Below are 26,822 nucleotides of genomic sequence, written 5' to 3' on the forward strand. Positions count from 1 at the left end.
GAGCATGGACTACCGTCCGGGCGGCGTCGGGTCGACGGTCCTGCTGGACCCCGACGAGACGCCGACGTTCTTCCGTCAGATCCGCGACGGCAAGCTCGAGCCGGGCAAGGTCGGCGGGGTCTAGCTAGAGCTCGAGCTGTCCCAGCAGCCGTAGCTCGTCCGGCCTGACGCCCTCGCGCAGCGCGGCGACGGACACCGGCACCACCGAGCGCACTCCGTACGCCGTGACGATCGACAACGTCCGGTCGGCCAGGTAGTCGCCGTAGGAGTCCTGCGGGTTCACCCGCGCGTACATCGCGCGCGGCATGACGGTCTCCACGGCGTACGAGCGCGAGCGGAACGGGCCGAGCTGACCCGAGTCCACCAGGAACAGCGGCCGGAAGCGGCCGGTCGTGAGCTGGACGCGCTCGATCGCGTCGGCGACCACCTCGGTGTCGCCCGGCTCGAGACCGAGCGCGACGACGAGCACGATCGGCCAGCGCCGCCCCTGGTGCGGCAGCAGCATGTGCCCGCCGCGGATGTCGACGCGCGGCTTGCCGTGCAGGTGGCGCGCCCCGCCGGCCTCGATGCCGAGCAGGGCGCGGCCGGCCTCCTTGACGCGCGGCGCGCGCCTGCCGACGGCGACGACGAGGCGCCGCGTCGCGGGAAACGCGAGCAGGCGGCGGGCGGCGCGCTGGGCGCGGCGACCGGCGCTCATCGCTCGACCCCGATCAGGCGCTCGACGTGCCGGACGGCCTCGCCCGCACCGTTGGCCGGGTAGGCCGCGAGCGCCTTCGCGGAGGCCGCCGCGGACCACACGGGGTCGGTGACCCGGCGCAGCGCGTCTGCGGCGGACTGCGCGGTCACCTCGGCGACCGCGACGCTCCAGCCCTGCGCGTCGGCGTAGGTCGCGCGCGCCCCCTGGTCGTCGGTCGTCGTCGCGAGGTTCGGCACGACGACGGACGGCACACCGGCCATGAGCACCTCGTGGAAGCTGTTGTAGCCCGCCGCGACGACCGCGGCGTCGAACGCGCGCAGGTAGCGGGCGAGCGGGTAGACGGACAGCGGCTTCACGTGCTCGCGCATGGGCTCGCCGCGCCGCTGGATCGGCGGCTTGGTCGCGTAGGTCACCCAGCCGCCGGGCAGTGCCGCGGCGGCGTCCGCGAACAGGTCGAGGTCGGACGTGATGTCGTTGATGTTGCCGGCACCCAGGCTCAGCAGCAGCGCCGGCGCGTCGGGGTCCATGCCGAGCTCGGCGCGGGCCGTGGCCCGGTCGAGCAGGTCGTCCGCGTCGAGCAGGGTGATCGGGCCGACGTGCGTGCTGTCGCCACGGCCGACGAGCGGCCCGCGGTCGGCCGCCGCGGCCACCTCGCCGGGCTCGAGGACGAGGTCGAAGATCTCGCCGCGGGCGAGGAACTTGGTCGTCGTGCCCTCGCGCCACATGCCGCGACGCGACCAGACGAACGCGATGTCCGGGAACGCGGCGCGCGTGGACACCATGCCGACGTACGGCATGGTGCCGTCGAACACGACCGCACGCGGCCGGTACCGCCGCAGCACCTCGGCGAACCGCACCGGGAAGAGCTCGTTCCACTCCTCGACCGTGCAGCCCAGGTCCCCCCGCGACGGGCAGTACTCCCAGGGGTGCCCGTACTGCTCGACCACGCCGACCGCCTGCGAGAGCGAGAAGAACATCGGCTCGATCCGCTTGTCGGCGCGGTTCGCCATGGCCAGCAGGCGGGTGAGGTGACCCATCCCGGCGCCGTTGCTGCTGACGAACATGACACGTTCGCGGCCGACGGGGCGCTGCCGCGACACCACCGTGCGGGGCTCGCCCGAGGGCGGCCCGATGAGCGCGGCGAGGCGCGCGGCGTGCGACTCGTGGCCGTGCGTCGAGCGGACGAACTGCTGGCCCCGCGCGGACTGCGCGAGGTAGGCGTCCGGGTCGGCCGCAAGGCGCGCCACGAGTCCCTGCACGCCCTCGGGAGCGGTGTAGAGCGCCGCGTCGCCGAACACGGAGCGGAAGTGCTCCGGCAGGATCGCCACGGCACCGCTCGCGAGCGCCTCCATGATCGTGCGGCCGTACGCCTCGACGAGGTCGCTGCGGTGGAAGTAGACGAAGAAGTCGAGCCCGGCGACGAAGTCGCGCGGGTCGCGCGCACCGAACTCCTCGACGGACCAGGACGCGGGGACGTGGCCGATCACGTCGGCCACCGCGTCGGCGCCGCCGAGCACGCGCACACGGACCGAGCCGTCGTCGGGGTAGGCGGCGAGCAGGTCGGCGGCGCGCTCGGGCCACTTGGCGGCCGACGAGCGCGAGTGCCGGCCGATGACCGGGACGGTGCCGGGGGCGACGCCCGTGCGGGGCACCACCCACTCGTCGACGTCGAGCAGGTTGAGCCAGTCGGTGTCGGCGAGGTCGATCTGGTCGCGCACCGCCTCGAGCCCGGGCCGCACGGCAGGGCCGATCGGGTACCAGGTGGGCCGCACGCCGAGCCAGTCGGTCACGGCCCGGTCCGTGACAGCCACGTCGTAGTGCTGGACCCGCGCCGCGTCGACGCGCACGTGGTTGGCCAGCACGAGGGCACGGTCCGCGGTCACCGGCAGGTTCGCGGGCACGGCGTCGAACACGGTCGCGTTGCGCAGCACCGCGAGCGTCGCGTGCACGGGCGTCCCGGCGACGACGAGGTCGGCGAGGCCGTCGTCGAGGCATCGGCGCAGGCGCGGCTCGATGCCCAGACCCCGGTTGGCCAGGCTGCTCGGCACGTGCAGGAGAGCGGTGCGGTAACCCGCCGCGGCCTGCGCGCGCAGCTCCTCGGCCATGCTGGCCGTGGTGCCGCCGGGCAGGCGCAGGTCGGACGCCAGAAGGACGTCGTAGTGCTGGGCTGTGCTCACGACGTCCTCTCGTCGGGTCGAGGTCGCCGACGCGGCGCCCTCCGTGTGCCCGCTGATTGTACGGTGGGCTGGCCTGCGCAGATTTGCCGCCCACGGGGCTGGGTACGGACAATCGCTGCGTACCCGCCCATCCGAGGAGGACCTCCTGTGACGCTGCCATCCGGCGACGGGACAGCGCCCGTCGAGCTCTCGAGCACCGGGGCGACGATGACCGGCGACCTGTACCTGCGGACGCCGCCGACGAAGCACGCGGGAGGCCAGAGCACGCGGTCGAGCAGGCTCGTGCTGGAGTCGTACACGCGCTCCAACACCGCGAACAACCGCTCGGGCGACGTCATGGAGCTGCGCTGGCGGCACCCCGCCGCGAAGGCGTTCATCGGCTGGTGGGACTACACCGACCCGGACAACCCCGTCATGAAGGCGTGGATGGGCGCGCACGACGAGGCGAACGACGGCGGCCGGCCGCACCGCCACTTCTCCATCGAGGTGGCCAACGCCGCGGGGCTCATGAAGACGCGGCTCGCGATCCCGTACGGCGAGGACCACGTCAACATCGCGACGTCGAGCGCCGACTTCACGGTGCATCGCGGCACGCTGCGCGTGGCGCGTTCGCGCCTCGAGTTCGCGGTCGACCGGGCCGGGGCGCCCGCGGACCAGCGTTGGTCCGTCGAGATGACCAACGCGCCGACGAACGACCTCGTCGTCTCGGCGCACGCCGACGAGACGGGCGAGCCCCGCCGGGTGCTGCGGATCAGCCGCCGCACGGCCGAGGTGCGGTTCGAGGGCGACGCGCGCTTCGCGGCGGGCCGCGGTCCGGGGCTCAAGGACAAGGTGTCCGGTGACCTGCATCGGCTGTCCGTCGTGCGCGGCAAGCTCAGGCTGGAGAAGATCTAGTGGACGTCGACGCCAACGTGGTGATCACCCACCTCACGCAGAAGCTCGCCCAGCAGGAGGTCGAGCTCGCGATGCTGCGGGCCGCGCTCGACGAGGCGCTCGACCGGGCCGAGGCGGCCGAGGCGCGCCTCGCCGAGCAGGGACCGCACGCGTGACGGTCCCGACCCACCCGCCCGACGAGGACGTCTACCCCCGGGACTTCACGCTCCTGGACTCCCTCGACCAGCTCGCGCCGGGCTCGCGCGCCGTCGAGGCCCACGCGCTGCGCACGCGCTCGCGCTCGATGCGCGCCGTCCTGGCGCACCGCGCGACGCGCGGCCAGCTCCGCTACGAGGACCTGGTGCGCCGCCTGCGCACCGCCCCGGGCGCGCTGCCCGACGACCTCAGCCCCGGCGGCCTCGTCGCGCTCGCGCGCGTGCTCGCGCTGCAGACCGGCGAGCCGTACGACATGGAGACCGCGCGCCTGCTGTTCGCCCAGGTCCCCGCGGGCCGCCTCAAGCCCGCCGACCGGCTCTTCTACGCCCGCCTCCTCGAGACGCTCGGCGACGCCGCGGCCGCGTCCGAGCAGCTCGCCCTGATCCCGGCGAGCACCCCCGGACGCCAGTACCTCGCGCTCGACCTCGCCAACCCCTTCACCGGCGGCGTGCACGCGGACGCCGCGAGGTGGCAGGCGGGCTGGGCTGAGCTGTTCACGCGCTACGGGCTCGAGGTCCCGGTCGTCGGGCCGGGCGACGACGAGCCGCTCGACCGCCTGGTGGTCGACGCTCCCCCGGCGATCACCGACGGCCCCCTCGTCACGATCACCGTCACCACCTGGCGCCCGGGCCCCAAGCTGCTGGGGGCGCTGCGCTCACTGGCCGACCAGTCCTGGCGCAACCTCGAGATCCTCGTGGTCGACGACTGCTCGGGCCCGGAGTACGAGGACGTGCTCGTGCGGGCCGAGTCGCTCGACCCGCGCATCCGGGTGCTGCGGCAGCCGGTCAACGGCGGCACGTACCTCGCGCGCAACGCCGCGCTCGCGGTCGCGAACGGCGAGCTCGTGACCGGGAACGACGACGACGACTGGTCCCACCCGCGGCGCATCGAGCACCAGGTCCGCGCGTTCCTCGACGACCCGACGGTCACGGCGACACGCGTCCTGGCGTACATGGTCACCGCCGACCTCGAGATCGACCGCATCGGCCAGCCCGTCTCGGGCCGCCATGCGGCCACGTACATGGCGCGTCGGGACACCCTGCGGCGCTGCGGCGGGGTCGTCCAGGCGCGCAAGGGGGCTGACACCGAGCTGATGCGACGGGTCGAGGCGTTCACCGGGCAGCCGGTGCGCGACATCAACGTGCCCCTGGCGCTGTACCGGCTCGACATCGCCTCGCTCTCGCGCGGCGAGTTCGGGCCGGGCTGGCACCACCCCGCGCGCGCGGCGTTCTGGGCGTCCGCGGCCCGCGCCCACGAGGTCATGGTGCGCGACGGTCTCGACCCCGCCGAGGCCGGCCGGGCCGTCGTCGTGCCCCGTCGGTACGAGCCCGTCAGGATCCGTCCCGACCGCTACGACGTCGCGATCGCCGCGGACTGGCGCGCCAGCGACGCCGAGCGTCACCCCGTGCTCGACGAGGTCGACGCGTTGCTCGGCGCCGGCCTGCGCGTGGGGCTCGTGCACCTGCCGGACAACCGCTACCCCGTGCGACGGCGCCTCGAGATGCACCCGACGGTGCAGGACCTCATCAACGCGCGCACCGTGGATCGTCTGCTGCTGGACGAGGACGACGTCGAGGTCGGCACGCTCGTCGTCGCCGAGGCGGGGCTCCTGCAGCTCCCGCCCGCCGAGACCTCGCTGATGACCGTGCACCGCGTCCTCGTGCTGGCGGACCAGGAGCCCGTCGACCCGGCGCACCACGTGGCGGCCTACTCGGTGCGCGACTGCACGCGCAACGCCGAGCGCATCGTCGGCCGCACGCCCGTGTGGGTGCCGCGCGACGCGCTCGTGCGTTCCTCGCTCGAGGCGCAGTCGTGGCCCGGCCTGCAGCTCGCGCCGCACGACGTCCCGATGCTCGCCGACCCGACGCGCTTCGCGGTCCCGCGTGCGCTGCCGCGCTCGTCGACCCCGGTCGTCGGTCAGCGAGCCGACGACCGTCGGGACTGGCCAGCGGAGGACGACGAGGTCCGGCGGCTCTACCCCGCGGACGGCTGGATCGACGTGCGCCTGCTCGGCTCGCCCCAGCGCGTGCGCGCCATGCTCGGGCGACGCTCCGTGCCGCCCGGGTGGCTCGTCTACGTGCGCGACGAGCTGTCCGCCCGCGAGTACCTCGGTCAGCTCGAGTTCTTCGTCGACCAGTCGGGGCCGCTGACGCGCATGCGCACGACCCACGCCGCCGCGCTCGCGTCGGGGGCGGTGCTCGTCGTGCCGGAGGTCTACCGGCCGGTCTACGGCGACGCGGCGGGGTACGCCGCGCCGCTCGAGGTCACCGACGTGGTGCGCGGCCTGCACGCCGACCCGCAGGCGTGGCTGCTGCAGTCCCGACGCGGTCAGGCGTTCGCGCGCGAACGGTTCTCGGTCGAGTCGTTCCTCGCGGCGCTGCGGCCGCTGCTCGACTCGAGCGTGGTGGCCGGGACGGTCGGTCAGCCGGCCTGACGCGTCGCGTCGCGGATCTCTGCGACCTCGGCCAGCAGCTCGGCGCGCTCGTCGGCCGAGCGCAGCCGCTCGGACTCGAGCGCGGCGACCACCCGGCGCTCGATCGCCTCGAGCCGGTGCACGAGGTTGTTCCCGGTGCGCTCCACACCGTCGGAGTCGAGGCTCTCGTCGTCGAGGAAGGCGCCCAGGCGCCCGGCGATCGCGTGCTGACGCTCCGCGGCCAGGCGCTGCATGTGCTGAGAGTCACGCGTGCGGTGCCACACGTCGACGGCGACGACCGCCACGAGCGTGACCAGCAGCGCGACCAGGGCGAGCGCCGCCTCCTCCTGCCCGACGAGGGCGAGCACGGCCGCGACGACCCCGAGCACCCCGGCCGCCGCGATGGGAAGGAGGGCCTTGACTCGTGCTCGCACCGTACTGTTCCTCTCGTCATGGGACGCGGCCCGCCGCAGGTCCGGCCGCCCGCGTCGAGGCTACCCGCCCGCGGGGCACCGGCCCGCGCCACGTAGAATGCCGCGGTCACCCGAACGAGGAGCTGCATGACCGCCACGTCGACCGCCCACGTCGAGCCCCTGACCCCGCAGGGGTCCGAGGTGACGCCGGGCAAGCACCGCTCGACCGCGTTCCGGCCCGACATCGAGGGTCTGCGCGCCGTGGCGATCGGCCTGGTCCTGATCTACCACGCAGGCGTGGACTGGGTCCCCGGCGGCTTCGTCGGCGTCGACGTGTTCTTCGTGATCTCCGGGTTCCTCATCACCTCGCTCCTGGTGCGCGAGATCGAGCGCACCGGCAAGGTCGCCCTCGCCCAGTTCTACGCGCGCCGCGCCAGGCGCCTGCTGCCCGCCGCGGCGCTCGTGCTCGTCGCGGCCGCGGTCCTGACCTGGTGGCTCCTGCCCCTCACCCAGCGACGCGTGTTCGGGCTCGACATCGTCTCGGCCGCGTTCTACGTCGTGAACTGGCGCCTGGCCGACAGGTCCGTCGACTACCTGGCCGAGGACGTCGCCGCCTCTCCCGTGCAGCACTTCTGGTCGCTCGCGGTCGAGGAGCAGTTCTACATCGTCTGGCCGCTGCTGATCATCGTCGGCCTGCTCGTGGCCCGCCGGTTCCGCCTCCCGCTGCGCCCCACGCTCGGCGTCGCGCTCGGGCTCGTCGTCGTGCCCACCCTCGGCTGGTCGATCCACCAGACCGCCACCTCGCCCACGACCGCGTTCTTCGTGACGACCACGCGCCTGTGGGAGCTCGGGATCGGCGCGGCCGTCGCGGTCGCCTCGTTGTGGTGGAAGACGCTGTCCCGCCGCGTCGCGGCCGCGCTCGGGGTGCTCGGCGCGCTCGGGCTGGCCTACTCCGGCTTCCTGATCGACGCAGGCGACCCGTGGCCGGGTTCGCTCGCGCTCGTCCCGGTGCTGTCCACGGCGGCCTTGATCGTGGCGGGCGTGAGCGCCGCCGACACGGGCGTGAGCCGTGTGCTCGCCTGGCGCCCGTTCGTCTGGGTCGGCGGGATCTCCTACTCGCTGTACCTGTGGCACTGGCTGTTCGTCGTCGGCGGCACCGCCTACTACGGCGAGCTCGGCGCCAAGCGCGGGCTCGTGCTCGTCGCGCTGTCGTTCATCCCCGCGTGGCTCTCGCACCGGTTCGTCGAGAACCCCGTGCGCTTCTCCCCCCGCCTGACGCGCTCCAACGGGCTGTCCTTGTCACTGGGCGGGAACCTGTCGCTCGCCGCCGCGATCGCCGGCCTGGTGCTCTGCCTTCCGCTCGTGACCACGAACCCGGGCCCGAGCGCGAGCACGGACCCGACGAAGCCGTTCGGCGCGGCCGCGATCCTCGCGGACCCCGCAGGCGCCAAGGAGTTGTGGAAGGTCGACACCGCCACCTCGATCACCCCCAGCCCCGACCAGGCCACCGCCGACGTCCCGGACGCCTACGACAAGGGCTGCCAGGTCTCGCAGGACTCGAGCACGCCCGTCGAGTGCGTCTACGGGGACGAGAACGGCACCGAGACCGTCGCCCTCGTCGGCGACTCCAAGGCGCTGCAGTGGATCACCGCGCTCGACGCCATCGGCAAGGACCGCGGCTGGCGGATCATCACGCACACGAAGTCGGCGTGCGCGTTCACCGCGGCCGACGTCCTCAAGGACGGCAAGCCGTACGACGCGTGCAACGAGTGGAACGACGCGGTGACCTCGATCCTGCTCGAGGAGAAGCCCTCGCTCGTCGTCACCTCCCAGAACGCCTCCAAGGCCGCGCCCGCCGGTTCGGGCAGCAGCTCGGGCACGTCGGACGGGATGCTGTCCGGGCTCGAGGAGCGCTGGACGCAGCTGCAGGACGCCGGCATCACGGTGGCCGCGCTGACGAACAACGCCTCGCCCGGCGACGAGGTCTACGAATGCGTCGCGCAGCACGCGGACCAGCTCTCGACCTGCGCGTTCGAGGCCGCCTACCCGACCGGCAAGGTCCAGCGGGCCGCCGCGGAGTCCGTCGGCGCGGCCGTGCTCGACCTCGCGGACGTGATCTGCCCGGGCGGGATGTGCCCGGCCGTGATCGGTGACGTCCTGGTCTACCGGCAGGGCTCGCACCTGACCCAGACCTACGTCTCGACCCTGACGGGGACGCTCGACGCGCGGCTCGTCGAGGCGGTCGCGGCGACGCCCGCCGCCGCGCTGGTCGCCGGCTGAAGGAACCGGGGACCAGGCTCATGGCAGTAGATTCGCCACGTCCCGGAACTGCTCCGGGGCGATCGTTGCAGGGGGACGTCGTGAGCGAGGCCGGGTTCGACCGAGCAATCCTCGAGGACTACGCCGTGATCGCCCGTCGCCGCGGGCCGGCGGCGCTGGCCCGGACCGCGATGCGCACGCGGTCGCGCGCGCTGCGCGAGCTGCTGGCCTACGTCGCGAGCGATGGCGAGCTGGACTACCGCGCGCTCGCCGACGGGCAGGAGCCCTCGGACTGGCGCTACATCTGGCTCGGTGCGCTGGCGAGGACCGTCGCGCTGCAAGAGCTCGACGACGACGACGCGACGGTGGCCGTCGCGCTGCTGCGGCGCACGCTGAAGAAGGCGCCGCGCGAGCGCAAGCCCGCCTACGTCGACCTGCTCGCCGCCCTCCTGTTCGACGCGGGCGACTACGCGGGGGCCGCGGACGCGCTGGCGTCGTACCCGATGTCCGAGGGCCACGCACGCGCCCTGCGGACCGACCTCGCCAACCCGTACGTCGGTTCGCCCTTCGCCGACGAGCACGCCTGGCGCGAGCTCTTCGACAGCTACTTCACCGAAGGCGAGATCCCCGCTCCGGCCATCCGCCCCGGCGCCCCGACGCCGTTCGACGGCCTGACTCTCGACGTGCCCGCGGTCGACGGGACGCAGCCGCTCGTGTCCGTCATCATGACGACCTTCCAGCCCGACGCGGTGACGCTGCGGACGAGCGTCGAGTCGATCCTGCGGCAGAGCTGGCGCAACCTTGAGCTGGTCATCGTCGACGACTGCTCGCCCGGCGACGGCTGGTCCGTCGTCGAGAGCATCGCCGCGCTCGACGACCGCATCCGCGCGGTCCGGATGCCGCAGAACGGTGGCACGTACGTCGCGCGCAACGCCGCGCTCGACCTGGTGCGCGGCGAGTTCCTCACCGGTCAGGACGACGACGACTGGTCACACCCGCAGCGGATCGCGCTGCAGATGCAGCCGATGCTGGACGACCCGACGCTCGCGGCGTCGCAGAGCAAGTGCCTGCGCCTGCAGGAGAACTTCAGGCTCCAGAAGCCCGAGTACGACCCGTCGCGCCTCAACGAGTCCTCGATCCTCCTCCGTCGCACCGTCGCCGAGCGGCTCGGCTACTACGCCGCGTCACGCAGAGGTGCCGACAGCGAGTACCGCCACCGTCTGATCGCCATGACCGGCGAACCGGTGCACCTCGTCGAGAAGCACCTCTCGCTCGTCCGCTGGCGGGGCTCGTCCCTCTCCCGGACGGACTTCAAGCCCAACTGGCGGCACCCCTCGCGACACGAGTGGATCGGCGAGTTCCGGCACTGGCACGCGACGGCCACGCCCGACGAGCTGCGCCTCGGCCGCGACCAGACCGACGAGCGGCTCGCCCTGCCCGAGCGCTTCGCGGTGAGCCCCCGTGCGCGCGAGCTCGACGTCGTGATCGCCGGAGACTGGCGGGCGTACGGCGGCCCGCAGAGGTCGATGATCGAGGAGATCATGGCGCTCACGGCCGCGGGGCGCGCAGTCGGGGTCATGCACCTCGAGGCCGCCCGGTTCATGACCGCGCGGGACATGCCGCTGTGCGGGCCGGTCCGCGACCTGATCCACCGTCAGGTGGTCGCCCGGGTGCTCGAGACCGACGAGGATCACGCGAGGCTGCTCTCGTTGCGCTACCCCCCGATCCTGCAGTTCCCGCCTGTGGACCCGGTGGCTCTTCGGGCCGACCGCGTGATCCTCATGGCGAACCAGGCGCCGTCCGAGCGTGACGGGAGCGACATCCGGTATCGCGTCGCGGACGTCACGCGGCACGCGCACCTCATGTTCGGTCGCGAGCCCCTGTGGGTCCCGCAGGGTCCGACGGTGCGCCAGGCGATCGAGGGCGACGTCGAACCCGGTCAGCTCGCCGACTTCGACCTTCCCGGCACGCTGGACCTGCCCGAGTGGGAGACGGAGCGCAGCACGTTCCGCTCCACCCGACCCGTCGTCGGCCGGCACTCGCGCGACGACCTCATGAAGTGGCCGGTCGACAGCCGCGCGCTCAAGGCCGCGTACCCGTTCGACGGCGAGGTCGAGGTCCGCGTCATGGGAGGCACGCGCGCCGTGCAGGAGATCCTCGGGGCACCCGCGCCGACGTCCTGGCTCACGTTCGCGGCCGACGAGCTCCCGGTCCGGACGTTCCTCAACTCGATCGACTTCTTCGTCTACCACCAGCACCCGCAGGCGTACGACGCCTTCGGCCGTGCGGTGCTCGAGGCGCTCGCCACCGGCTGCGTCGCGATCCTGCCGAAGGTCATGCAGGCGACCTTCGGCGACGCAGCCCTCTACGCGACGCCCGAGCAGACGATGCCGCTCGTCCGCCGGTACTACGCCGACCCGGCTCGCTACCGTGCGCAGTCGGCGCTGGCGGTGCGACGGGTGCGCGAGCGGTTCAGCCGCGAGAGCTACGCGGCGCAGGTCGCCGCGCTGCTCGGCGAGTCCTGACGCGCGGACCTACCGGGCCGGTCGGCGCAGGACGGCGAGCCGCGACACACCGGTCTCGATCCGCTCCAGGCCGAACTCCTCGGCCCACTCCTGCGCGATCGCGGCCTCGTCCGGTCGATCCGAGTCGTCGAGCAGCACGAGGGCCCCCGGGGCGAGCCTCTCGGCGAAGAAGGGCATCGCGGCGCTCCGCACCCGCTCGCCGAGCGAGCCGGGCGGGCCGTCGACGATGAGCACGTCGATCGCGTCGAGGTCGGCGAGCGCGTCGCGGTCGTACCAGACCGAGTCGTCGAGGTCGGTGAGCGGCGCCACCCGCACCTCCGCGACCTCGGTCAGGCCGTGCCGCGTCAGCGCCTCACGCGTCAGCCCGGCGAAGACCTCGTCGTGGTCGACGCTCGTCAGCCGGCCACCGATCCGCGTGAGCTCGTACCCGAGCCAGACGGACGAGGTGCCGCTGCCGAGCTCGACGACCAGGCCCGGCCGCTGCGCGCGCACGAGGTCCAGCAGGTGGGCGACCGACCTCGCGTCCATGGCCCACCGGCCCGTCGGGGGCAGCAGCGCACGCCGCTCCTCGAGGCCCGGGATGATCTGCAGCAGCGCCTCGACCTGCCGCGTCTCGTCGCGCGAGACCGCCGTGAGGTCGGTGACCACGCGCTTGTGACCGGCCGTCACCGACTTCTTGAGCTCGCGGACGTCCTGGCCGGTGTCGGTCACCGCCGCGAGGACCTCGCGGTGCCGGTCGGCGGCCCGGAGCCGTTCGGCCTCGAACGAGCCGAAGACCCGGCGTTCCATCTGCTCCATCTGCCCGTCGGGGCCGAGCGCCCGCTGCACGGGTGCGGCGATCCGCTCGTCGAACTCACCGAGCGTCGTCGCGAGCGGCTTCAGGGCGTCGAGGAGGCGGGCCTCGAGACCGGCGGAGCCCTTCATCGCCGCGACCGTCCGGACGACGCCGCCGACCTGCCGGGCGAGCTCGCGGTCCCGCTCTGCCGCGCGCCGGAAGAGCACTCCCGACTCCCCTGCCCGCCGCCGCAGGTCGAGCAGGAGGACCACCCCGGCCCCGGCGAGCGCGACGAGGACGGCGTCGACCAGTCGACCCCATCCGGCGACGGCTCCGAGGAGCCCCACAGCCACGACGAGCCCGACGCCCGCCACCATCACCAGCAGTCGTCGTTGCACGTCGCAACCCTACCGGTCGGTGCTTGCCGGTCGGACGAGCGGCGTGAGCGCCTCGTCGAGGAAGGGAGCCGTCGTCCGCGCGTACGTCGCCGTGAGGTGGTGCGAGTCGCGCCAGACGAGGACGTTCCCGATCACCGGTGCGCAGCGGTCGGCAGGGCACACGACGTCGGTGAGGTCGACGAGCTCCGCGCGCGGCACGCGCGCCACCGCTGCGCGCTGCCACGCCTGCGCCGACCTAGCGACGGCCGGGGCGCGCGGCACGGCACACTCCGAGAGCCGCTCGAGGTGGTCCGCGACGCAGTGCTTCATGTCGGTCTCGAGCCACGGGGTGTCGGCGATCGGGACCACCCTGGTGCCACCGGCAGCGACCGCGCTCCACGTGCGGACCATGCCGTCGACGATCGCCGCGTCGCCGCGGACCGGCCCGTCACCCGCCGCGAGTGCGTACCGTCCGGTCGAGACCGGGATGAGCACGGTCGGCGGGTCCGCACGCAGCGCGTCGACGACCTCGGCGGTCCACTCGGCGCACGACGTGTAGGCACCGTCCTGCGCACCGTTCCAGACCGTGACGTCGGCGAACAGGCAGGCCGACTTCGTGTAGGTCCGCAGCTGCCAGCCGTGCGCCTCCGCCACGGCGCGCAGCGCGGGCTGCCACTGCGCGGCGTGCGAGTCGCCGACGAGCGCGATCACCGTGGTCGACGTCGGGTCGCCGTACGTGCAGGACAGCGCGGTCGGGTCCGCCTGGTTCTGGTGGCAGCCCTCGCGGTACGGGTCCGCCTCGTCGCGCGTCGCGCCCGCCACCGGCGGGGGGATCCACGCCACCGTGTCGACGGGCTCGCCCGCGGGTGACGTCCGCGGCTCGTCGCCCAGCGCATGCGCACCGAGCGCGCTCGTGGCGTCCGACGCGGCCAGCCCCGCGGCGTCGAGCGCCGAACCGAGGCGCGAGCTCAGCGTGGCCGCGTACGTCGCCGTCAGGCGCCCGTCGGGCCGGTAGCGCAGCACCCCGTCGGCGACGGCTGGGCAGGACGCGTCGGGGCAGAGGTCCGCCGTGAGATCGACCACCGGGACGAGCTCGCGCCGTGCGGCAGCCGCCAGCGCGCCGAGCGCGGGACGCGGTGCGAAGTCGCAGTCCTCGGTCGACCGGGGGCTCGCCTCGACGCACGCCACCACGTCGCGCGGCGGGACGGGGAGGTCGCGGACCGTCACGACGTCCTTGCCCGCGCGCTGCAGGGCCTGGATCGTCGAACGGAGCTCGCGCTCGAGCACCGCGCGGTCGGGGTCCTGGCAGCCCGCGCCCGTGCACGCCTTCGCGCCCGCGGTGCCGACGAGCAGCACGTGGCTCACCGCCGGGTCGTCGACGAGCCGCTCGAGGCGGGACTCGTACGGTCGACCGCAGTCGACCCGGCCCGCACCGGCCGTCGTGACCGCGGCGTCGACCAGTGGGCACCCGTCGCGCAGGTCGGTGGTGAGCCGCCACCCGCGCGCGTCCGCGAGGGGCGCGAGCGCGGGCAGGAGCTGCTCGGCCGCGGTGTCCCCGACGACCGCGACCGTCGTGCGCGCGGCGGTCGGACCGACCGCGCACAGCACGACCGAGGCTGCACGAGAGTCGGTGAGGCAGCGGCGCCCGTCGAGCTGCGGGACGTCCGACGCCGCCTGCTCGGGCGTCGGGAGCACGGCCCGCGCCTGGCCCGCTCGCATGGCGAACGTCACGGACGCGAGCGCGGCGACGAGGACGACGACGACGCAGACCACGATCGTGCGGGTGCGCGGCCTCCGTGAACCCCGCGGGTCGACTGCGGTCATCGCCGTGCTGGGTCCTCTCGATCACGGTCGGGCGCCGCGGTGCTCGCCGCCCGGAACCGGACAAGGGTAAGTCGACCCGGCACGCGCATGGTCCACGGTGGGGCTCGGGTAGCATCTTCGACGGTGTAGCGCGACGCGCGCGGCCACCCCGAATCTCGCTTCGATGGGAAGACTCCTCACCATGCCTGCAGATCTCGTCATCGTCGGACTGGGCTACGTCGGACTCCCGCTCGCGCAGGAGGCGAGCCGTGCCGGCCTGTCGGTCACCGGCTTCGACGTCAACCAGTCCGTGGTGGACGGCCTGAACTCCGGCGTCTCCCACGTGGACGACCTGTCGGACGCCGACGTGGCCGCGATGCGTGCCGCGGGCTTCCGTGCGACGACGGACGAGACCGAGCTGGCGGGCGCGCAGTCGATCGTCATCTGCGTCCCGACGCCCCTGTCCGAGGACGGCGGCCCGGACCTGGGCCCGGTGCGCTCGGCGACCGCGACGGTCGCGCGCAACCTCCAGCCGGGCACGCTCGTCGTCCTCGAGTCGACCACCTACCCGGGCACGACCGAGGAGCTGGTCAAGCCCGCGCTCGAGGCCGGGGGGCTCGAGGTCGGCAAGGACATCCACCTCGCGTTCTCCCCCGAGCGTGTGGACCCGGGCAACCCGGTGTACGGCATCAAGAACACGCCGAAGGTCGTGGGCGGCTGCACGCCGCAGTGCACCGAGCGCGCCGTCACGTTCTACGGCAAGTTCATCGACACCGTCGTGCCGGCGTCCGGAACGCGTGAGGCCGAGACCGCCAAGCTCCTCGAGAACACGTACCGGCACATCAACATCGCGCTGGTCAACGAGATGGCGCGGTTCTGCCACGAGCTCGGCATCGACCTGTGGGACGTGATCCGGCTCGCCAAGACCAAGCCGTTCGGGTTCCAGGCGTTCTACCCCGGTCCGGGCGTCGGCGGGCACTGCATCCCGATCGACCCCAACTACCTGAGCTACAACGTGCGCAGCCGCCTCGGCTACCCGTTCCGATTCGTCGAGCTCGCGCAGGAGATCAACGCGACGATGCCGCGCTACGTCGCGGGCCGCGCGCAGAACATCCTCAACGCCGACGGTCTGGCCACCAAGGGCGCGAGCATCCTGCTGCTCGGCGTCACCTACAAGCCCGACATCGCCGACCAGCGCGAGTCGCCCGCGGTCGACCTCGCCAAGTCGCTGACCGAGCTCGGCGCCGAGGTCCGCTTCCACGACCCGTACGTGACCAACTGGGGCGTGCACGGCACGACGATGGCGCGCGAGGAGGACCTCGACGCCGCGATCGCCGCGGCCGACCTCGTCGTCCTCGTGCAGAACCACAAGGTGTACGACGTCGACGCGCTCGTGGCCGGTGCGAAGCGGTTCTTCGACACCCGCGGCGTGGTGAGCCCCGAGAAGGCACATCGTCTGTGACCGGACGCCGGTGGCCCGCCACCGAGGTCGACCCCCCGTGGTCCGCCTCGCAGGTGGCGGAGCTCGCCCAGCAGCACGGGCTGGAGCGTGTCGACACCCCTCCGGGTCTCGTCCGCTACCTGCACCAGCTGTGGGAGCGGCGTGCCTTCGTGCTCGAGCTGGCGACGGCTCGCGCGTACGAGCGCAACCAGAACAACGTCCTCGGACAGCTGTGGGCGGCGCTCAACCCGCTGCTGCTGGCCGGCTCGTACTTCCTGATCTTCGGGCTGCTGCTCGACACGTCGCGCGGCGTCGACAACTACCCCGCGTTCCTGTCGGTCGGCATCTTCATCTTCTCGTTCATCGCGGCCAGCGCGACGATCGGGGCCAAGTCGGTCACCAGCAACCTCTCGCTCGTGCGCAGCGTGCGGTTCCCACGTGCCGCGCTGCCGGTCTCGGTGGTGCTGGCGGAGTTCCTGCTGCTGCTGCCCGCGATCGGCGTGCTCCTGGTCCTGCTGCCGATCGTCGGCGAGCCCCCGCGGTGGCAGTGGCTGCTCCTGCCCGGTGCCATGGTGCTGCTCTTCGGCTTCTGCGCGGGGCTGGCCATGATCTGCGCACGGCTCGTGCTCGACGTGCGCGACGCGCTCAACCTCATCCCCGTCACGGTGCGCCTCCTGCGGTACGTCTCGGGCGTGTTCTTCTCGATCGCCGCCTACGCCGGGCACGGCGCCCTGAGCCTGGTCATGCAGTACCAGCCCGTGGCGCTGTTCCTGCAGCTCGTGCGCTCGTGCCTGCTCGCCGAGGTGCCGCAGGACCCGCTGCTGTGGGTGTGGGGCGGGGTCTGGGCCGTCGGGTTCCTCGTCGTCGGCGTCGTCGTGTTCTGGCGCGCGGAGGGCCGCTATGGCCGCGACTGAGGTGACCGGCACCGGCGTGCCCGTCCCCGAGGGACGTGTGCCGTCGATCGTCGTGCGCGACCTGCGCGTGACCTACAAGGCCTACGGCGGCAAGCGCAACGCGCTCGGCGACGAGGCCGAGGGTCGGCTCGGGCGCGCGCTCGACCGGGTGACGCGCCACGTCGGCACCATCACCGAGGTCCCGGCCGTGCGCGGGGTCAGCTTCGCCGCCTACGAGGGCGAGTCGATCGGGGTCATCGGACGCAACGGCTCGGGCAAGAGCACGATGCTGCGCGCGATCGCGGGCCTGATCCCGACCGCGGGCGGTGAGGTCTGGGCCCGCGGTGACATCGCGCTCATGGGCGTCAACGCGGCGCTGTCGAGCGCGCTGTCGGGTGAGCGCAACATCATGCTCGGCGGCCTGGCCAAGGGCCTGAGCCGCAAGGAGGTCAACGAGCTGCACGACTGGATAGTCGACTTCGCCGGCATCGGCGACTTCGTGCACCTCCCCATGCGCACGTACTCCTCCGGCATGGCCGCGCGGCTGCGGTTCGCCATCTCGGCGTCGACCGCGCCGGACATCCTCATCATCGACGAGGCGCTGTCCACCGGCGACGTCGAGTTCCGCGCCAAGAGCGCGGCCCGGGTCGAGGAGATCCGCGAGCAGGCCGGCACCGTCTTCCTGGTCAGCCACTCGACCACGACGGTGCGCAAGATGTGCGATCGTGCGATCTGGATCGACCGCGGGCTCCTGCGCATGGACGGGCCGACCGACGAGGTCTGCGACCACTACGAGCGGGTGATGCGAGCCATCCGCCGCAAGAAGCGGCTCAGGGGGTGAGCGCGGTGCGAGTCCTCGTGGTGACGATCGTGCACGACCCCCGCGACTCCCGGATCTTCGCGCGCCAGATCGCGGCGATGCTCGACGCCGGCTGGCACGTCACGTACGCCGCGCCGTTCTCCGCGACCGGCGCACCGGTCCCCCAGCTCGCACGCCTGCGCGCGCTCGACCTGCCCCGTGCGTACGGCCGGCGGCGGGCCGCGGCGTGGCGCGCCGCGCGTCGACTCGTGCACGCCGAGTCCCCACGGCACGACCTCGTCCTGCTGCACGACCCCGAGCTCGTGCTCGCGACCGCGTCGCGCAGCACCCCCGCCGTCGTGTGGGACGTGCACGAGGACACCGCCGGCGCGATCGAGCACAAGGGCTGGCTGCCGCCGAGCGCGCGCGGCGTGGCCTCGGCGGCCGCGCGCTGGCTCGAGCGCTGGTCGGAGCGCCACTTCGACCTGATCCTCGCCGAGCACGCCTACCAGGAGCGCTTCGCCAAGGCGCACGCGGTCGTGCCGAACACCGTCCGGGTACCCGCGGACGTGAGCGCGAGCGGTGACTCCACCGTGCTCTACGTCGGCTCGATCACGCGCGTGCGCGGCGGCCTCGACCTCATCGAGGTGGGCCGCCAGCTGCGCCGACGCACCGACGGTGCCGTGACGTTGCGCCTGATCGGCCCTGCCGACGAGCCGACGACGACCGCGCTGCAGGCCGCCGTGGCGGCCGGGGACGTCCGCTGGGACGGCCGCCTGTCGTCGGAGGTCGCGATGAGGGCGCTCGACGGCGCACTCGCAGGCCTGAGCCTGCTGCACGACACTCCCAACTACCGCGCGAGCCTGCCGACGAAGGTCGTCGAGTACATGGCGCACGGCGTGCCCGTCGTCACGACGCCGCTGCCCCTGGCCCAGGCGCTCGTCGAGCGTGCCGAGTGCGGGTTCGTCGTGCCGTTCGCGACGCCGTCGGTCGCGGTCGACGCCGTGCTGCACCTGCTCGACGACCCCGCCCTGCGGGAGCGCATGTCGGCGTCCGGGCGCGCCACCGCGGTCGCCGAGTTCGACTGGTCGGTGCAGAGCGCGGCCTTCCTCGCGGAGCTCGAGCGCGTCGTCACCAAGCACCGCACGCGGAGGAACCCCACGCCGTGACCTCCGCGACGATGACCGTCCCGCGCGAGCGGGACCACCCCTCCAGCGCGGGCGCGGCAACCCCGGCCCCACCGGGGTTCCGGCGCGACATCCAGGGCCTGCGCGCGGTCGCCGTGGTGCTCGTCCTGCTCTACCACGCGGGGGTGCCCGGGCTCCCGGGCGGGTACGTCGGCGTCGACGTGTTCTTCGTGATCTCCGGCTTCCTCATCACCGGCCTGATCGTGCGCGAGATCGAGCGCTCGGGGCGCCTGTCGCTCACGCGCTTCTACGCGCGGCGTGCGCGACGTCTGCTGCCCGCGACCGCGCTCGTGTTCGTCGCGGTCGCCGCGGTCACCGTCGCGGTCCTGCCGGTCTCGCAGTGGCGCGCGGTCGCCGGTGACATGGTCGCCTCGGCTTTGTACGTCGTGAACTGGCGGTTCGCGGAGCTCTCCGTGGACTACCTGGCCGCGGACACCGCCTCGAGCCCGTTGCAGCACTTCTGGTCGCTCGCGGTCGAGGAGCAGTTCTACGTCGTCTGGCCCCTGCTGATCGTCGCGCTGCTGTGGTGGTCGCGACGACGCAGCGGCGTGCTGTCGCGTGGGCGGCTCGCGCTCGGCCTGCTCGTGATCGCCCTGCCGTCGCTCGCGTGGTCGGTGCACCTGACCGGCGCCGACCCGGGCCGCGCCTACTTCGTGACGACGACCCGGCTCTGGGAGCTGACCGTCGGTGCGCTGCTGGCGGTCGGGCTCACCCGCGTCGGGCGGCTCCCGCTCGTCGTGCGTGTCGCCCTGGGCTGGGTCGGCATCGCGGCGATCGCGGCGGCCGCGGTGCTGTTCGACGTCCGCACGCCCTTCCCAGGCATCGCCGCACTGGTTCCCGTCCTGGGCGCAGCCGCGGTGATCGCCGCCGGTACGGGCGACGGACGAGGACGCCTCGCGCCCCTCGAGCTCGCGCCGATGCAGGACGTCGGCGCGCTGTCGTACTCGCTCTACCTGTGGCACTGGCCGGTCCTCATCGGTGCGCAGGCCTTCTGGGGCACACCCGGCGAGCCGCTGCGGGTTCCGACGGCGCTGCTCGCGATCGGCTTCTCGGTCGTGCCCGCCTGGCTCGCGTACCGGGTCGTCGAGCAGCCGTTCCACACGTCATCGCTACTCGCTACGCCGCGCCGCGGGCTAGTCGCAGGAGTCGTCTGCATCCTCGTCGGGCTCCTGGCGGCGGGCGCACTCACGTTCATCGCGGATCGTCGCCTCGCAGCCGAGCAGGAGCAGGCGAGCGCGAGCGAGCGCACACACCCCGGAGCGCGCCTGCTCGGGCTCGACGTGCCGCCCGACGGCTGGCACCCCGACGACCGCAGCCCGACCGGCTTCGTGCCGACACCGAGCACCATCGGGGACGACCTCGCCTCGCTCGACGGCACGAAGTGCATCAACGAGCCCCGCGCGGAGGACGCGGTCGTGTGCCGCTACGGCCCCGCGACCGGCCCGACCATCGCCGTCGTCGGCGACTCGAAGATGCACCAGTGGCTGGATGCGCTCGAGCTCATCGCCGACCGCCGCGGCTGGCACCTCGTCACCATGCTGCAGTCCGCCTGCCCGATCGCTCGTGCCACGGTTCAGGACGGCCAGGACGTGCCGAACGACGCGTGCCGGCGCTCGAACGACAAACGCCTCGCGGCCGTCGTCGCCGACGACACGATCGACCACGTCCTGGTGTCCCAGCGCAGCGTCGCCGCGTGCGTCACCGACGACGACTGCTCCGCACGTTCCGCAGAGGTCATGCTGGCCGGGATCGACGAGGTCCTGGCCGAGCTCAAGGAGGCCGGACGGCAGCCCGTGGTCGTCGCCGACAACCGTCAGCCGACTTCGGACATGATCACGTGCGTCGCGAAGCACGCGGACGACGTCTCCGCTTGCGAGTGGTCCGTCGAGGAGGCTGAGCCGGCCCCGTTGCTCGTGGCCGCCGGGCGCACGGGGACGCCGGTCGCGGACGTCCAGCCCTGGATCACGCCCGGAGGCAAGGGCTGGCCGGTGATCGGCGGGGTCACGGTCTACCGGCAGGGCTCGCACCTGACCGCCACGTACGCGAAGTCGCTGGCTGACGTGCTCGAGCAGGAGCTGGTGGCCGCCGGCCTGCCCTGACCGGGCCTGACCCGGCCACGGGCGGGTCAGGCCTGGAACCCCGTGGCCGGCCGGCCCGACGCCAGCCCGCGCAGCCGCTCACCCTTGGCATCGGCCTGCGCGCGCAGGTCGTCGCTGAAGTCCGCGAGCCGCTGGGCCAGCCGGGCGGACTCGTCGTCCGTGCCCGAGGCGAGGATCCGCGCCGCCAGCAGCCCCGCGTTGCGGGCACCGCCCACGGACACGGTCGCGACAGGGATCCCGGCCGGCATCTGCACGATCGACAGCAGCGAGTCCATGCCGTCGAGGTACCGCAGCGGCACGGGCACACCCACCACGGGCAGTGTGGTGACGGACGCGAGCATGCCGGGCAGGTGCGCGGCGCCGCCCGCCCCCGCGACGATCACGCGCAGCCCGCGCGAGGCCGCCGCACGCCCGTAGGCGATCATCTTGTCCGGCTGCCGGTGCGCCGAGACCACGTCGACCTCGACCGGGACCCCGAGCTCGGCGAGCACCTGCGCCGCCGCCTCCATCACGGGCCAGTCGGAGTCCGAGCCCATGACGATGCCCACCAGGGCTGCTGCGGTCATCGAAGTCTCCTTGTCGTCGCGCGTCAGAGTGTCTCACCGCGCAGCAGCGCAGCCGCGGCGAGCGCGCGGGCGCGCACCTCGTCGAGGTCGTCGCCGCTGACGTTGACGTGCCCGAGCTTGCGGCCCGGTCGCACGTCCTTGCCGTACAGCTGCACCTTGGCGCCGGGGTCGAGCGCCGCGACGCGCGGCAGCGCGTGCGTCAGGTCCTCGAGCGTGCTGCCGAGGACGTTCGCCATGACCGTCCAGCGGGCGCGCGGCGCCGGGTCGCCGAGCGGCAGGTCCAGGACCGCGCGCAGGTGCTGCTCGAACTGGCTCGTGACCGCGCCGTCGATCGTCCAGTGGCCCGAGTTGTGCGGACGCATCGCGAGCTCGTTGACGAGCACGCGCGGCGGCTCCCCCGCCGCGCCGGGCACCTCGAACAGCTCGACCGCGAGCACGCCGACGACGCCCAGCCCCTCGGCGACGCGCACCGCGACCGCGAGCGCCTCGTCGCGCGTCGCGTCCGCGAGGTCGGGCGCGGGCGCGACGACCTCGGCGCACACCCCGTCGCGCTGCACGGACTCGACCACCGGCCACGTGCGCACCTCGCCCGAGGGGCGGCGCGCGACGAGCACGGCGAGCTCACGTGTGTAGGGGACCTTCTCCTCGACGAGGACCGGGACGCCGCCCGGCCGCGCGGCCGCGGCGAGCCAGTCGTCGGCCGCGTCCGGTGACGCCACGACGCGCACGCCCTTGCCGTCGTACCCGCCCCGCGCGGTCTTGACCACGGCCGTGCCGTCGGGCTGGTCGGCCAGGAACGCCGCGAGGTCGTCGCGCTCGGTCACGGGCGCCCAGCGCGGGCACGGCACGCCGAGTGCGGTCAGCCGCCGTCGCATGACGATCTTGTCCTGCGCGTGCACGAGCGCCGCGGCGTCGGGGCGCACGGCCACGCCCGCGGCGGCGAGCCGGTCCAGGAGCGCGTTCGGGACGTGCTCGTGCTCGAACGTCAGCGCGTCGGCGCCCTCGGCGATGGCCGAGATCGCGGCCTCGTCGGACGCCTGCCCCACGGGGGCGTCCACGACGACCTGTGCCGCGGACCCCGTGGGGCTCTCGACGAGCACGCGCAGGTGGATCCCCAGGGCGGTCGCCGCAGGCACCATCATGCGGGCGAGCTGCCCGCCTCCGACCACGGCCACCACAGGTGCGTTCACGGGCGCCCACCCTAACCGAGTAGCCAGGACCTCCTGCGGCCCGTCCGCGGGAGACGCGGGCTATCCTCGCAAACGTGACGACGGCTGTGCTGACCCGCCTGCTGGGTCCCGACCACCGGGCCCGCCTGGCCGAGCTGGCGCGCTTCCTGTCCGTGGGGGGCGTGGCCTTCGTCGTCGACATGGGCCTGTTCAACCTGCTGCGGTTCGGCCCGGGCGAGCTGCTCGCGGAGAAGCCGATCACCGCCAAGGTGGTCTCGACGCTCGTCGCGACGCTGGTCTCGTGGGTCGGGAACCGGCTGTGGACGTTCTCGCAGCACCGCACGCGGCACCGCGGTCGCGAGCTGCTGCTGTTCGTGGTCGTCAACGGCCTCGGGCTCGCGGTGGGTGCCGCTCCCCTGGCGTTCTCGCAGTACGTGCTGCACCTCGACGGCCCGGTGCCTGACAACATCGCGAACCTCGTCGGCATCGCGCTCGGCACGGCCCTGCGGTACGTGGGCTACAAGCGCTGGGTGTTCACGGGCGAGCAGGACGAGGTCGCCTCGCCCGACGAGCGCGCGGCCGACGAGGCCGCGGTGGCGCTCGCCGTGCAGCCGGTCGTGCCGTTCGGTGCGGTGGTCGCGGCCGACGAGCTGCACGAGCAGCACCAGCACGAGCACGAGAGCCACTGACGGCTCCGCCGCGGGTGCGGCTCAGGGCACCCCGGCCTGGACCACGCGGCCGAACCCGCGACCCGTGAGCAGCCCGTCCGAGGCCGGCACGAACGCCGCCTGACCGGCCTCGAGCCGCAGCGCGCCGTCCCCCTCGCCGCGCAGGTCCGCCGCGCCGTCGAGGCACAGCAGCACGCGGGGCCCGCGGCCCGGCAGCCGGACCTCCCCGACCTCGTCCTGCAGCTGCGTGACCGAGAGCTCGAAGTCGTCGACCGGCGCGTAGAACACGTCAGTCGCCGTGAACACGTGCTCGGGGGCGATGCGGATCGGGGGCGCGGCCACCGTGTCCAGGTTGTCGAGCAGCTCGGGCACGTCCACGTGCTTGGTCGTCAGGCCGGCGCGCAGCACGTTGTCCGAGTTGGCCATGAGCTCGACCGCGAACCCCTCGAGGTAGGCGTGGACCGCGCCCGCGGGCACGAAGAGCGCCTCGCCCGGCTGCAGCGTGACCGGGTTCAGCAGCACGGACGTGACGGCACCGGGGTCGCCCGGGTACTGCGCGTTCAGGCGGATCACCGTGCGGTCGGTGCGCGGGGACGGCGAACCCGCGTCGAGGCGACGCTGGCACGCGCGTGCGAGCGCCGCGACCTCGTCGGGGTGCGGCCGCGTCGCGGGCGCGAGGAGCCACTCGAACGCCGCCCGGACGCCCTCGGGCGACGGGTCACGCGTCAGGAGCTTCTGGAGCTGCTCGGCGAGCGACGACTCGAGGCCGACGAGGAGCTCGGCCGCACGCCGCGGCGCACGGAAGCCGACCATCGCATCGAGCTGCGACAGCGCGAACACGAGCTCGGGCTTGTGGTTGGCGTCGCGGTAGCTGCGCTCGGGGGCGTCGAGCGCCACCCCGGCGCGGACCTCGCGCTCGAACCCGGCCCTGGCCCGCGCGCGCGAGGGGTGCACCTGCAGCGAGAGCGGCGAGGCCGCGGCGATGAGCTTGAGCAGGTAGGGCAGCTCGCGGCCGAACCGCGCGACGACGTCGTCGCCGAGCACGGCGCGGGGGTCCTGGCTCACGAACGCGTCCAGCGTCGGTGCGCTCGCCCCCGTCAGCCGCGCGGGCGCCAGGGGGTGCGCGCCGAACCAGGCCTCGGACACCGGGCAGTCGTCGGCGGGCAGCCCGAGCAGACCGGGGATCGCGTCCGTCGAGCCCCAGGCGTAGTGCTGGAGTGCGGGTTCGAGGCGGTACATGCACGTCCTTCCGGGCTCGTCGCGAGCGCCCACAGTACCGAGCGGGCGGGTGCGGCGGGTGCGGCCCTGAGCGTTTCAGCGCCGCCGACGGTCGGGGCGGGAGGACACGACGGCCCCGAGCGGCAGCACCACGTCGGGCCGCAAGGAGGCGGGCACGCCGGACAGGAAGAGCGCGAAGACGGCGGGCCGGCGCTGGGCGAGCTCGAGGCGGCCACCGTCGGCGGACGCCAGGTCACGCGCGAGGGCCAGGCCGAGCCCGGTCCCCTTGCCCGACGTCACGTCCCGCTCGAAGATCCTGCCGGCGAGCTCGTCGGGCACGCCGTCACCCTCGTCGGCCACCTCGACCACGACCGTGCCGGATGCGCCGCCCGAGCGCGAACGCACGGTCGTCGTGCCCGCGCCGTGCCGCAGCGAGTTCTCGATGAGCGTCGCGAGCACCTGCGCGAGGGCTCCGGGCGTGGCGAGCACCTGGGTCGTGGGCTCGACCTCGACGACGAGGCGCCGACCGACCGCCTCGAACGTGGCCTCCCACTCCTCCTCCTGCTGGTGCACGACCTCGAGCAGCCGCACGGCCTCGGTCGTGCCGCCCTGCGCGCGACGCGAGGACATCAGCAGGTCGTCGACCACGCGCACGAGCCGTTCGACCTGCTCGAGGCTGATCCGCGCCTCCTCGCGCACCTGCGGGTCGTCGGACGCGAGCATGATCTCCTCGAGCCGCATCGACAGCGCCGTGAGCGGGGTGCGCAGCTGGTGGGACGCGTCGGAGGCGAACTTGCGCTCGGCCGCGAGGCGGCCCGCCATCCGGTCGGCGCTGCGCGCGAGCTCGGACGCCACGAGGTCGATCTCCTCGACGCCCGACGGCTCCAGCTGGGGGCGCACCTGACCGGACCCGAGCTGCTCCGCGGACGCCGCGAGGTACACGAGCGGCGCCGCGAGCCGGTTCGCCTGCCAGATGGCCATGGCGATGCCCGCGGCGAACGCGACGACCGCCGCGATCACGACGAGCGCGATCACGCGCGCGCTGAGCCAGAACACCTCCCACCAGGAGACGTACAGCACGACCATCGCACCCTGGTCGGAGACTGCCTCGACCGACTGGCTGCGCCCGTCGACCCGCTGCCCGGCCTGGTAGACCGTGCCGTCGGGCGCGTGCACGACGACGGACGCGGGCACCTCACCGTCGGAGCCGTCGGCGAACGGCTCGAACATCTGATCGTTCAGCTCGATCCCGAGGCCGAGGCGGAAGTCGACCGCACGCGCGGCGGACTGCGCCCGGGTCTCGAGCCGCTGCAGCTCGTTCTCGCGCACCAGCTGAGCACCGAGGAACGCGAGCGGGAAGCCGAGCAGGACCACCGCGACGGTCACCGCCGCGATGGTCGCCTGGAGAACGCGACGACGCACGCGCCGCCGACCCCTACAGCCCCGCGGGCACGGGGCCGGTCTCGAACCGGAAGCCCATGCCGCGCACGGTCGAGATGTAGCGCGGGGCGTTCGCGTCGTCGCCGAGCTTGCGCCGCAGCCACGACACGTGCATGTCGAGCGTCTTGGTCGAGCCCGTCGGGTCCGAGTCCCACACCTCACGCATGAGGGTCTCGCGTGCGACGACGTTGCCCGCTGAGGCGACGAGGACCCGCAGCAGGTCGAACTCCTTGGCCGTCAGGTGCAGCTCGCGGTCACCCTGGAACGCGCGGTGCGCCGCGACGTCGACACGCACGTTCTGCGCGTGCAGCTCGTCCTCGTCGCCCGCCTCGACCGCGGTGCGGCGCAGCAGCGCGCGGACCCGGGCCAGCAGCTCGGCGAGCCGGAACGGCTTGGTGACGTAGTCGTCGGCGCCCGCGTCGAGCCCGACGACCAGGTCGACCTCGTCCGCGCGGGCGGTCAGCACCAGCACCGGCGTGGTCAGGCCGAGGTTCCGGATGGCGCGGGCGACGTCGAGCCCGTCCATGTCCGGCAGGCCCAGGTCGAGCACGACGAGATCGGCCGCGGCCGCCCCGTCGATCGCCCCTTGACCGGTACCTTGCACGCTCACGTCATAGCCTTCACGTCCGAGCGCCCGCGCCAAAGGCTCGGCAATAGCGGGATCGTCTTCCGCCAGAAGCACCTGGGTCATTCGCCCATGCTAGGTCACGCGCTGGTATCCGCAGCCAGGACTCGCGCCGCACCGCGGGTGTGAGGTTGCTCCGGCTGGCGTGCCCGGTCCGCGCCCACGGTCGCACGCGCGGGGCGCCCGTGG

At 73.5% G+C, this 26,822-nt stretch carries 21 protein-coding genes; 11 read left to right on the forward strand and 10 right to left on the reverse strand.

Annotated features, from left to right (window positions below; genetic code table 11):
- Window positions 1–124: 124 nt before the first annotated feature.
- Both CWIS_RS15630 and CWIS_RS17815 read right to left on the reverse strand, forming a co-directional pair.
- Window positions 125–697, reverse strand: a complete 573-nt coding sequence (locus tag CWIS_RS15630; RefSeq protein WP_048344264.1) for a hypothetical protein — start codon at window positions 695–697, stop codon at window positions 125–127.
- The gene (locus CWIS_RS17815; protein ID WP_053071780.1) at window positions 694–2,874 is read right to left on the reverse strand and encodes a hypothetical protein; all 2,181 of its coding nucleotides are present in this window, start codon (window positions 2,872–2,874) and stop codon (window positions 694–696) included. The genes CWIS_RS15630 and CWIS_RS17815 overlap by 4 nt, the downstream gene beginning before the upstream one ends.
- A gap of 147 nt (window positions 2,875–3,021) precedes the next feature.
- Between CWIS_RS17815 and CWIS_RS15640 the strand changes: the two genes are divergently transcribed.
- From CWIS_RS15640 to CWIS_RS15645, 3 genes are read left to right on the forward strand one after another with little or no spacing between them, the layout of a single operon-like run.
- Window positions 3,022–3,768: a hypothetical protein gene (locus CWIS_RS15640; RefSeq protein WP_048344265.1), complete on the forward strand. Its 747-nt coding sequence runs from the start codon at window positions 3,022–3,024 to the stop codon at window positions 3,766–3,768.
- Window positions 3,768–3,923 carry a hypothetical protein gene (locus tag CWIS_RS18505; RefSeq protein WP_156186690.1) on the forward strand — a complete coding sequence of 52 codons (156 nt, stop codon included), beginning with the start codon at window positions 3,768–3,770 and terminating at the stop codon, window positions 3,921–3,923. Before CWIS_RS15640 ends, CWIS_RS18505 begins: the two co-directional genes overlap by 1 nt.
- Window positions 3,920–6,397, forward strand: coding sequence for a glycosyltransferase family A protein (locus CWIS_RS15645; protein WP_048344266.1), 2,478 nt, complete (start codon window positions 3,920–3,922; stop codon window positions 6,395–6,397). The genes CWIS_RS18505 and CWIS_RS15645 overlap by 4 nt, the downstream gene beginning before the upstream one ends.
- Here the strand turns inward: CWIS_RS15645 and CWIS_RS15650 are convergent.
- Window positions 6,385–6,810 (reverse strand): hypothetical protein, encoded by a 426-nt coding sequence (locus CWIS_RS15650; RefSeq protein ID WP_048344267.1) that lies wholly within the window; start codon window positions 6,808–6,810, stop codon window positions 6,385–6,387. The genes CWIS_RS15645 and CWIS_RS15650 overlap by 13 nt on opposite strands.
- A gap of 126 nt (window positions 6,811–6,936) precedes the next feature.
- On the opposite strand from CWIS_RS15650, the gene CWIS_RS15655 reads away from it, so the two are divergent.
- Both CWIS_RS15655 and CWIS_RS15660 read left to right on the forward strand, forming a co-directional pair.
- Complete coding sequence (locus tag CWIS_RS15655) at window positions 6,937–9,069, forward strand: acyltransferase family protein (protein ID WP_053071781.1); 2,133 nt, start codon at window positions 6,937–6,939, stop codon at window positions 9,067–9,069.
- An 80-nt stretch (window positions 9,070–9,149) separates the two neighbouring features.
- Window positions 9,150–11,573, forward strand: coding sequence for a glycosyltransferase (locus CWIS_RS15660; RefSeq protein WP_048344268.1), 2,424 nt, complete (start codon window positions 9,150–9,152; stop codon window positions 11,571–11,573).
- A 9-nt stretch (window positions 11,574–11,582) separates the two neighbouring features.
- On the opposite strand, the gene CWIS_RS17820 is transcribed toward CWIS_RS15660, so the two are convergent.
- Both CWIS_RS17820 and CWIS_RS17825 read right to left on the reverse strand, forming a co-directional pair.
- Window positions 11,583–12,746: a class I SAM-dependent methyltransferase gene (locus CWIS_RS17820; protein WP_156186692.1), complete on the reverse strand. Its 1,164-nt coding sequence runs from the start codon at window positions 12,744–12,746 to the stop codon at window positions 11,583–11,585.
- A 9-nt stretch (window positions 12,747–12,755) separates the two neighbouring features.
- Entirely contained in the window at window positions 12,756–14,549 is a 1,794-nt protein-coding gene (locus CWIS_RS17825) for an SGNH hydrolase domain-containing protein (protein ID WP_053071783.1), read from the reverse strand.
- A 181-nt stretch (window positions 14,550–14,730) separates the two neighbouring features.
- On the opposite strand from CWIS_RS17825, the gene CWIS_RS15675 reads away from it, so the two are divergent.
- Genes CWIS_RS15675 through CWIS_RS15695 form a run of 5 tightly spaced genes read left to right on the forward strand, consistent with a single transcriptional unit; the run spans window position 14,731 to window position 20,947 of the window.
- Window positions 14,731–15,990, forward strand: coding sequence for a nucleotide sugar dehydrogenase (locus tag CWIS_RS15675; protein ID WP_048344269.1), 1,260 nt, complete (start codon window positions 14,731–14,733; stop codon window positions 15,988–15,990).
- Window positions 15,987–16,883 carry an ABC transporter permease gene (locus CWIS_RS15680; RefSeq protein ID WP_048344270.1) on the forward strand — a complete coding sequence of 299 codons (897 nt, stop codon included), beginning with the start codon at window positions 15,987–15,989 and terminating at the stop codon, window positions 16,881–16,883. The genes CWIS_RS15675 and CWIS_RS15680 overlap by 4 nt, the downstream gene beginning before the upstream one ends.
- Window positions 16,870–17,703 carry an ABC transporter ATP-binding protein gene (locus CWIS_RS15685; protein ID WP_048344271.1) on the forward strand — a complete coding sequence of 278 codons (834 nt, stop codon included), beginning with the start codon at window positions 16,870–16,872 and terminating at the stop codon, window positions 17,701–17,703. The genes CWIS_RS15680 and CWIS_RS15685 overlap by 14 nt, the downstream gene beginning before the upstream one ends.
- A complete protein-coding gene (locus CWIS_RS15690; protein ID WP_048344272.1) occupies window positions 17,700–18,830 on the forward strand; it encodes a glycosyltransferase family 4 protein in 1,131 nt (376 codons plus the stop codon). The genes CWIS_RS15685 and CWIS_RS15690 overlap by 4 nt, the downstream gene beginning before the upstream one ends.
- Complete coding sequence (locus tag CWIS_RS15695; RefSeq protein WP_053071784.1) at window positions 18,827–20,947, forward strand: acyltransferase family protein; 2,121 nt, start codon at window positions 18,827–18,829, stop codon at window positions 20,945–20,947. The genes CWIS_RS15690 and CWIS_RS15695 overlap by 4 nt, the downstream gene beginning before the upstream one ends.
- Before the next feature lie 26 nt (window positions 20,948–20,973).
- On the opposite strand, the gene purE is transcribed toward CWIS_RS15695, so the two are convergent.
- Window positions 20,974–21,513: a 5-(carboxyamino)imidazole ribonucleotide mutase gene (gene purE / locus CWIS_RS15700; RefSeq protein WP_048344273.1), complete on the reverse strand. Its 540-nt coding sequence runs from the start codon at window positions 21,511–21,513 to the stop codon at window positions 20,974–20,976.
- 23 nt (window positions 21,514–21,536) lie between these two features.
- Window positions 21,537–22,703, reverse strand: a complete 1,167-nt coding sequence (locus CWIS_RS15705; RefSeq protein WP_048344274.1) for a 5-(carboxyamino)imidazole ribonucleotide synthase — start codon at window positions 22,701–22,703, stop codon at window positions 21,537–21,539.
- Between the two features lie 74 nt (window positions 22,704–22,777).
- On the opposite strand from CWIS_RS15705, the gene CWIS_RS18510 reads away from it, so the two are divergent.
- The gene (locus CWIS_RS18510) at window positions 22,778–23,371 is read left to right on the forward strand and encodes a GtrA family protein (protein ID WP_082156529.1); all 594 of its coding nucleotides are present in this window, start codon (window positions 22,778–22,780) and stop codon (window positions 23,369–23,371) included.
- Between the two features lie 21 nt (window positions 23,372–23,392).
- Here CWIS_RS18510 and manA read toward each other — a convergent pair whose 3' ends face one another.
- The 3 genes from manA to CWIS_RS15725 all read right to left on the reverse strand — a co-directional run bounded on the left by manA (window position 23,393) and on the right by CWIS_RS15725 (window position 26,699).
- Window positions 23,393–24,589: a mannose-6-phosphate isomerase, class I gene (gene manA, locus CWIS_RS15715; protein WP_048344275.1), complete on the reverse strand. Its 1,197-nt coding sequence runs from the start codon at window positions 24,587–24,589 to the stop codon at window positions 23,393–23,395.
- A gap of 75 nt (window positions 24,590–24,664) precedes the next feature.
- Window positions 24,665–25,990 carry an ATP-binding protein gene (locus CWIS_RS15720; protein WP_048344276.1) on the reverse strand — a complete coding sequence of 442 codons (1,326 nt, stop codon included), beginning with the start codon at window positions 25,988–25,990 and terminating at the stop codon, window positions 24,665–24,667.
- A gap of 13 nt (window positions 25,991–26,003) precedes the next feature.
- On the reverse strand, window positions 26,004–26,699 hold the full coding sequence (locus CWIS_RS15725) for a response regulator transcription factor (RefSeq protein WP_048344277.1): 696 nt from the start codon (window positions 26,697–26,699) through the stop codon (window positions 26,004–26,006).
- Window positions 26,700–26,822 lie beyond the last annotated feature (123 nt).

Origin of the sequence: Cellulomonas sp. A375-1, from assembly GCF_001040865.1 — a bacterium.
GTDB classification, from domain to species: Bacteria; Actinomycetota; Actinomycetes; order Actinomycetales; family Cellulomonadaceae; genus Cellulomonas; species Cellulomonas gelida.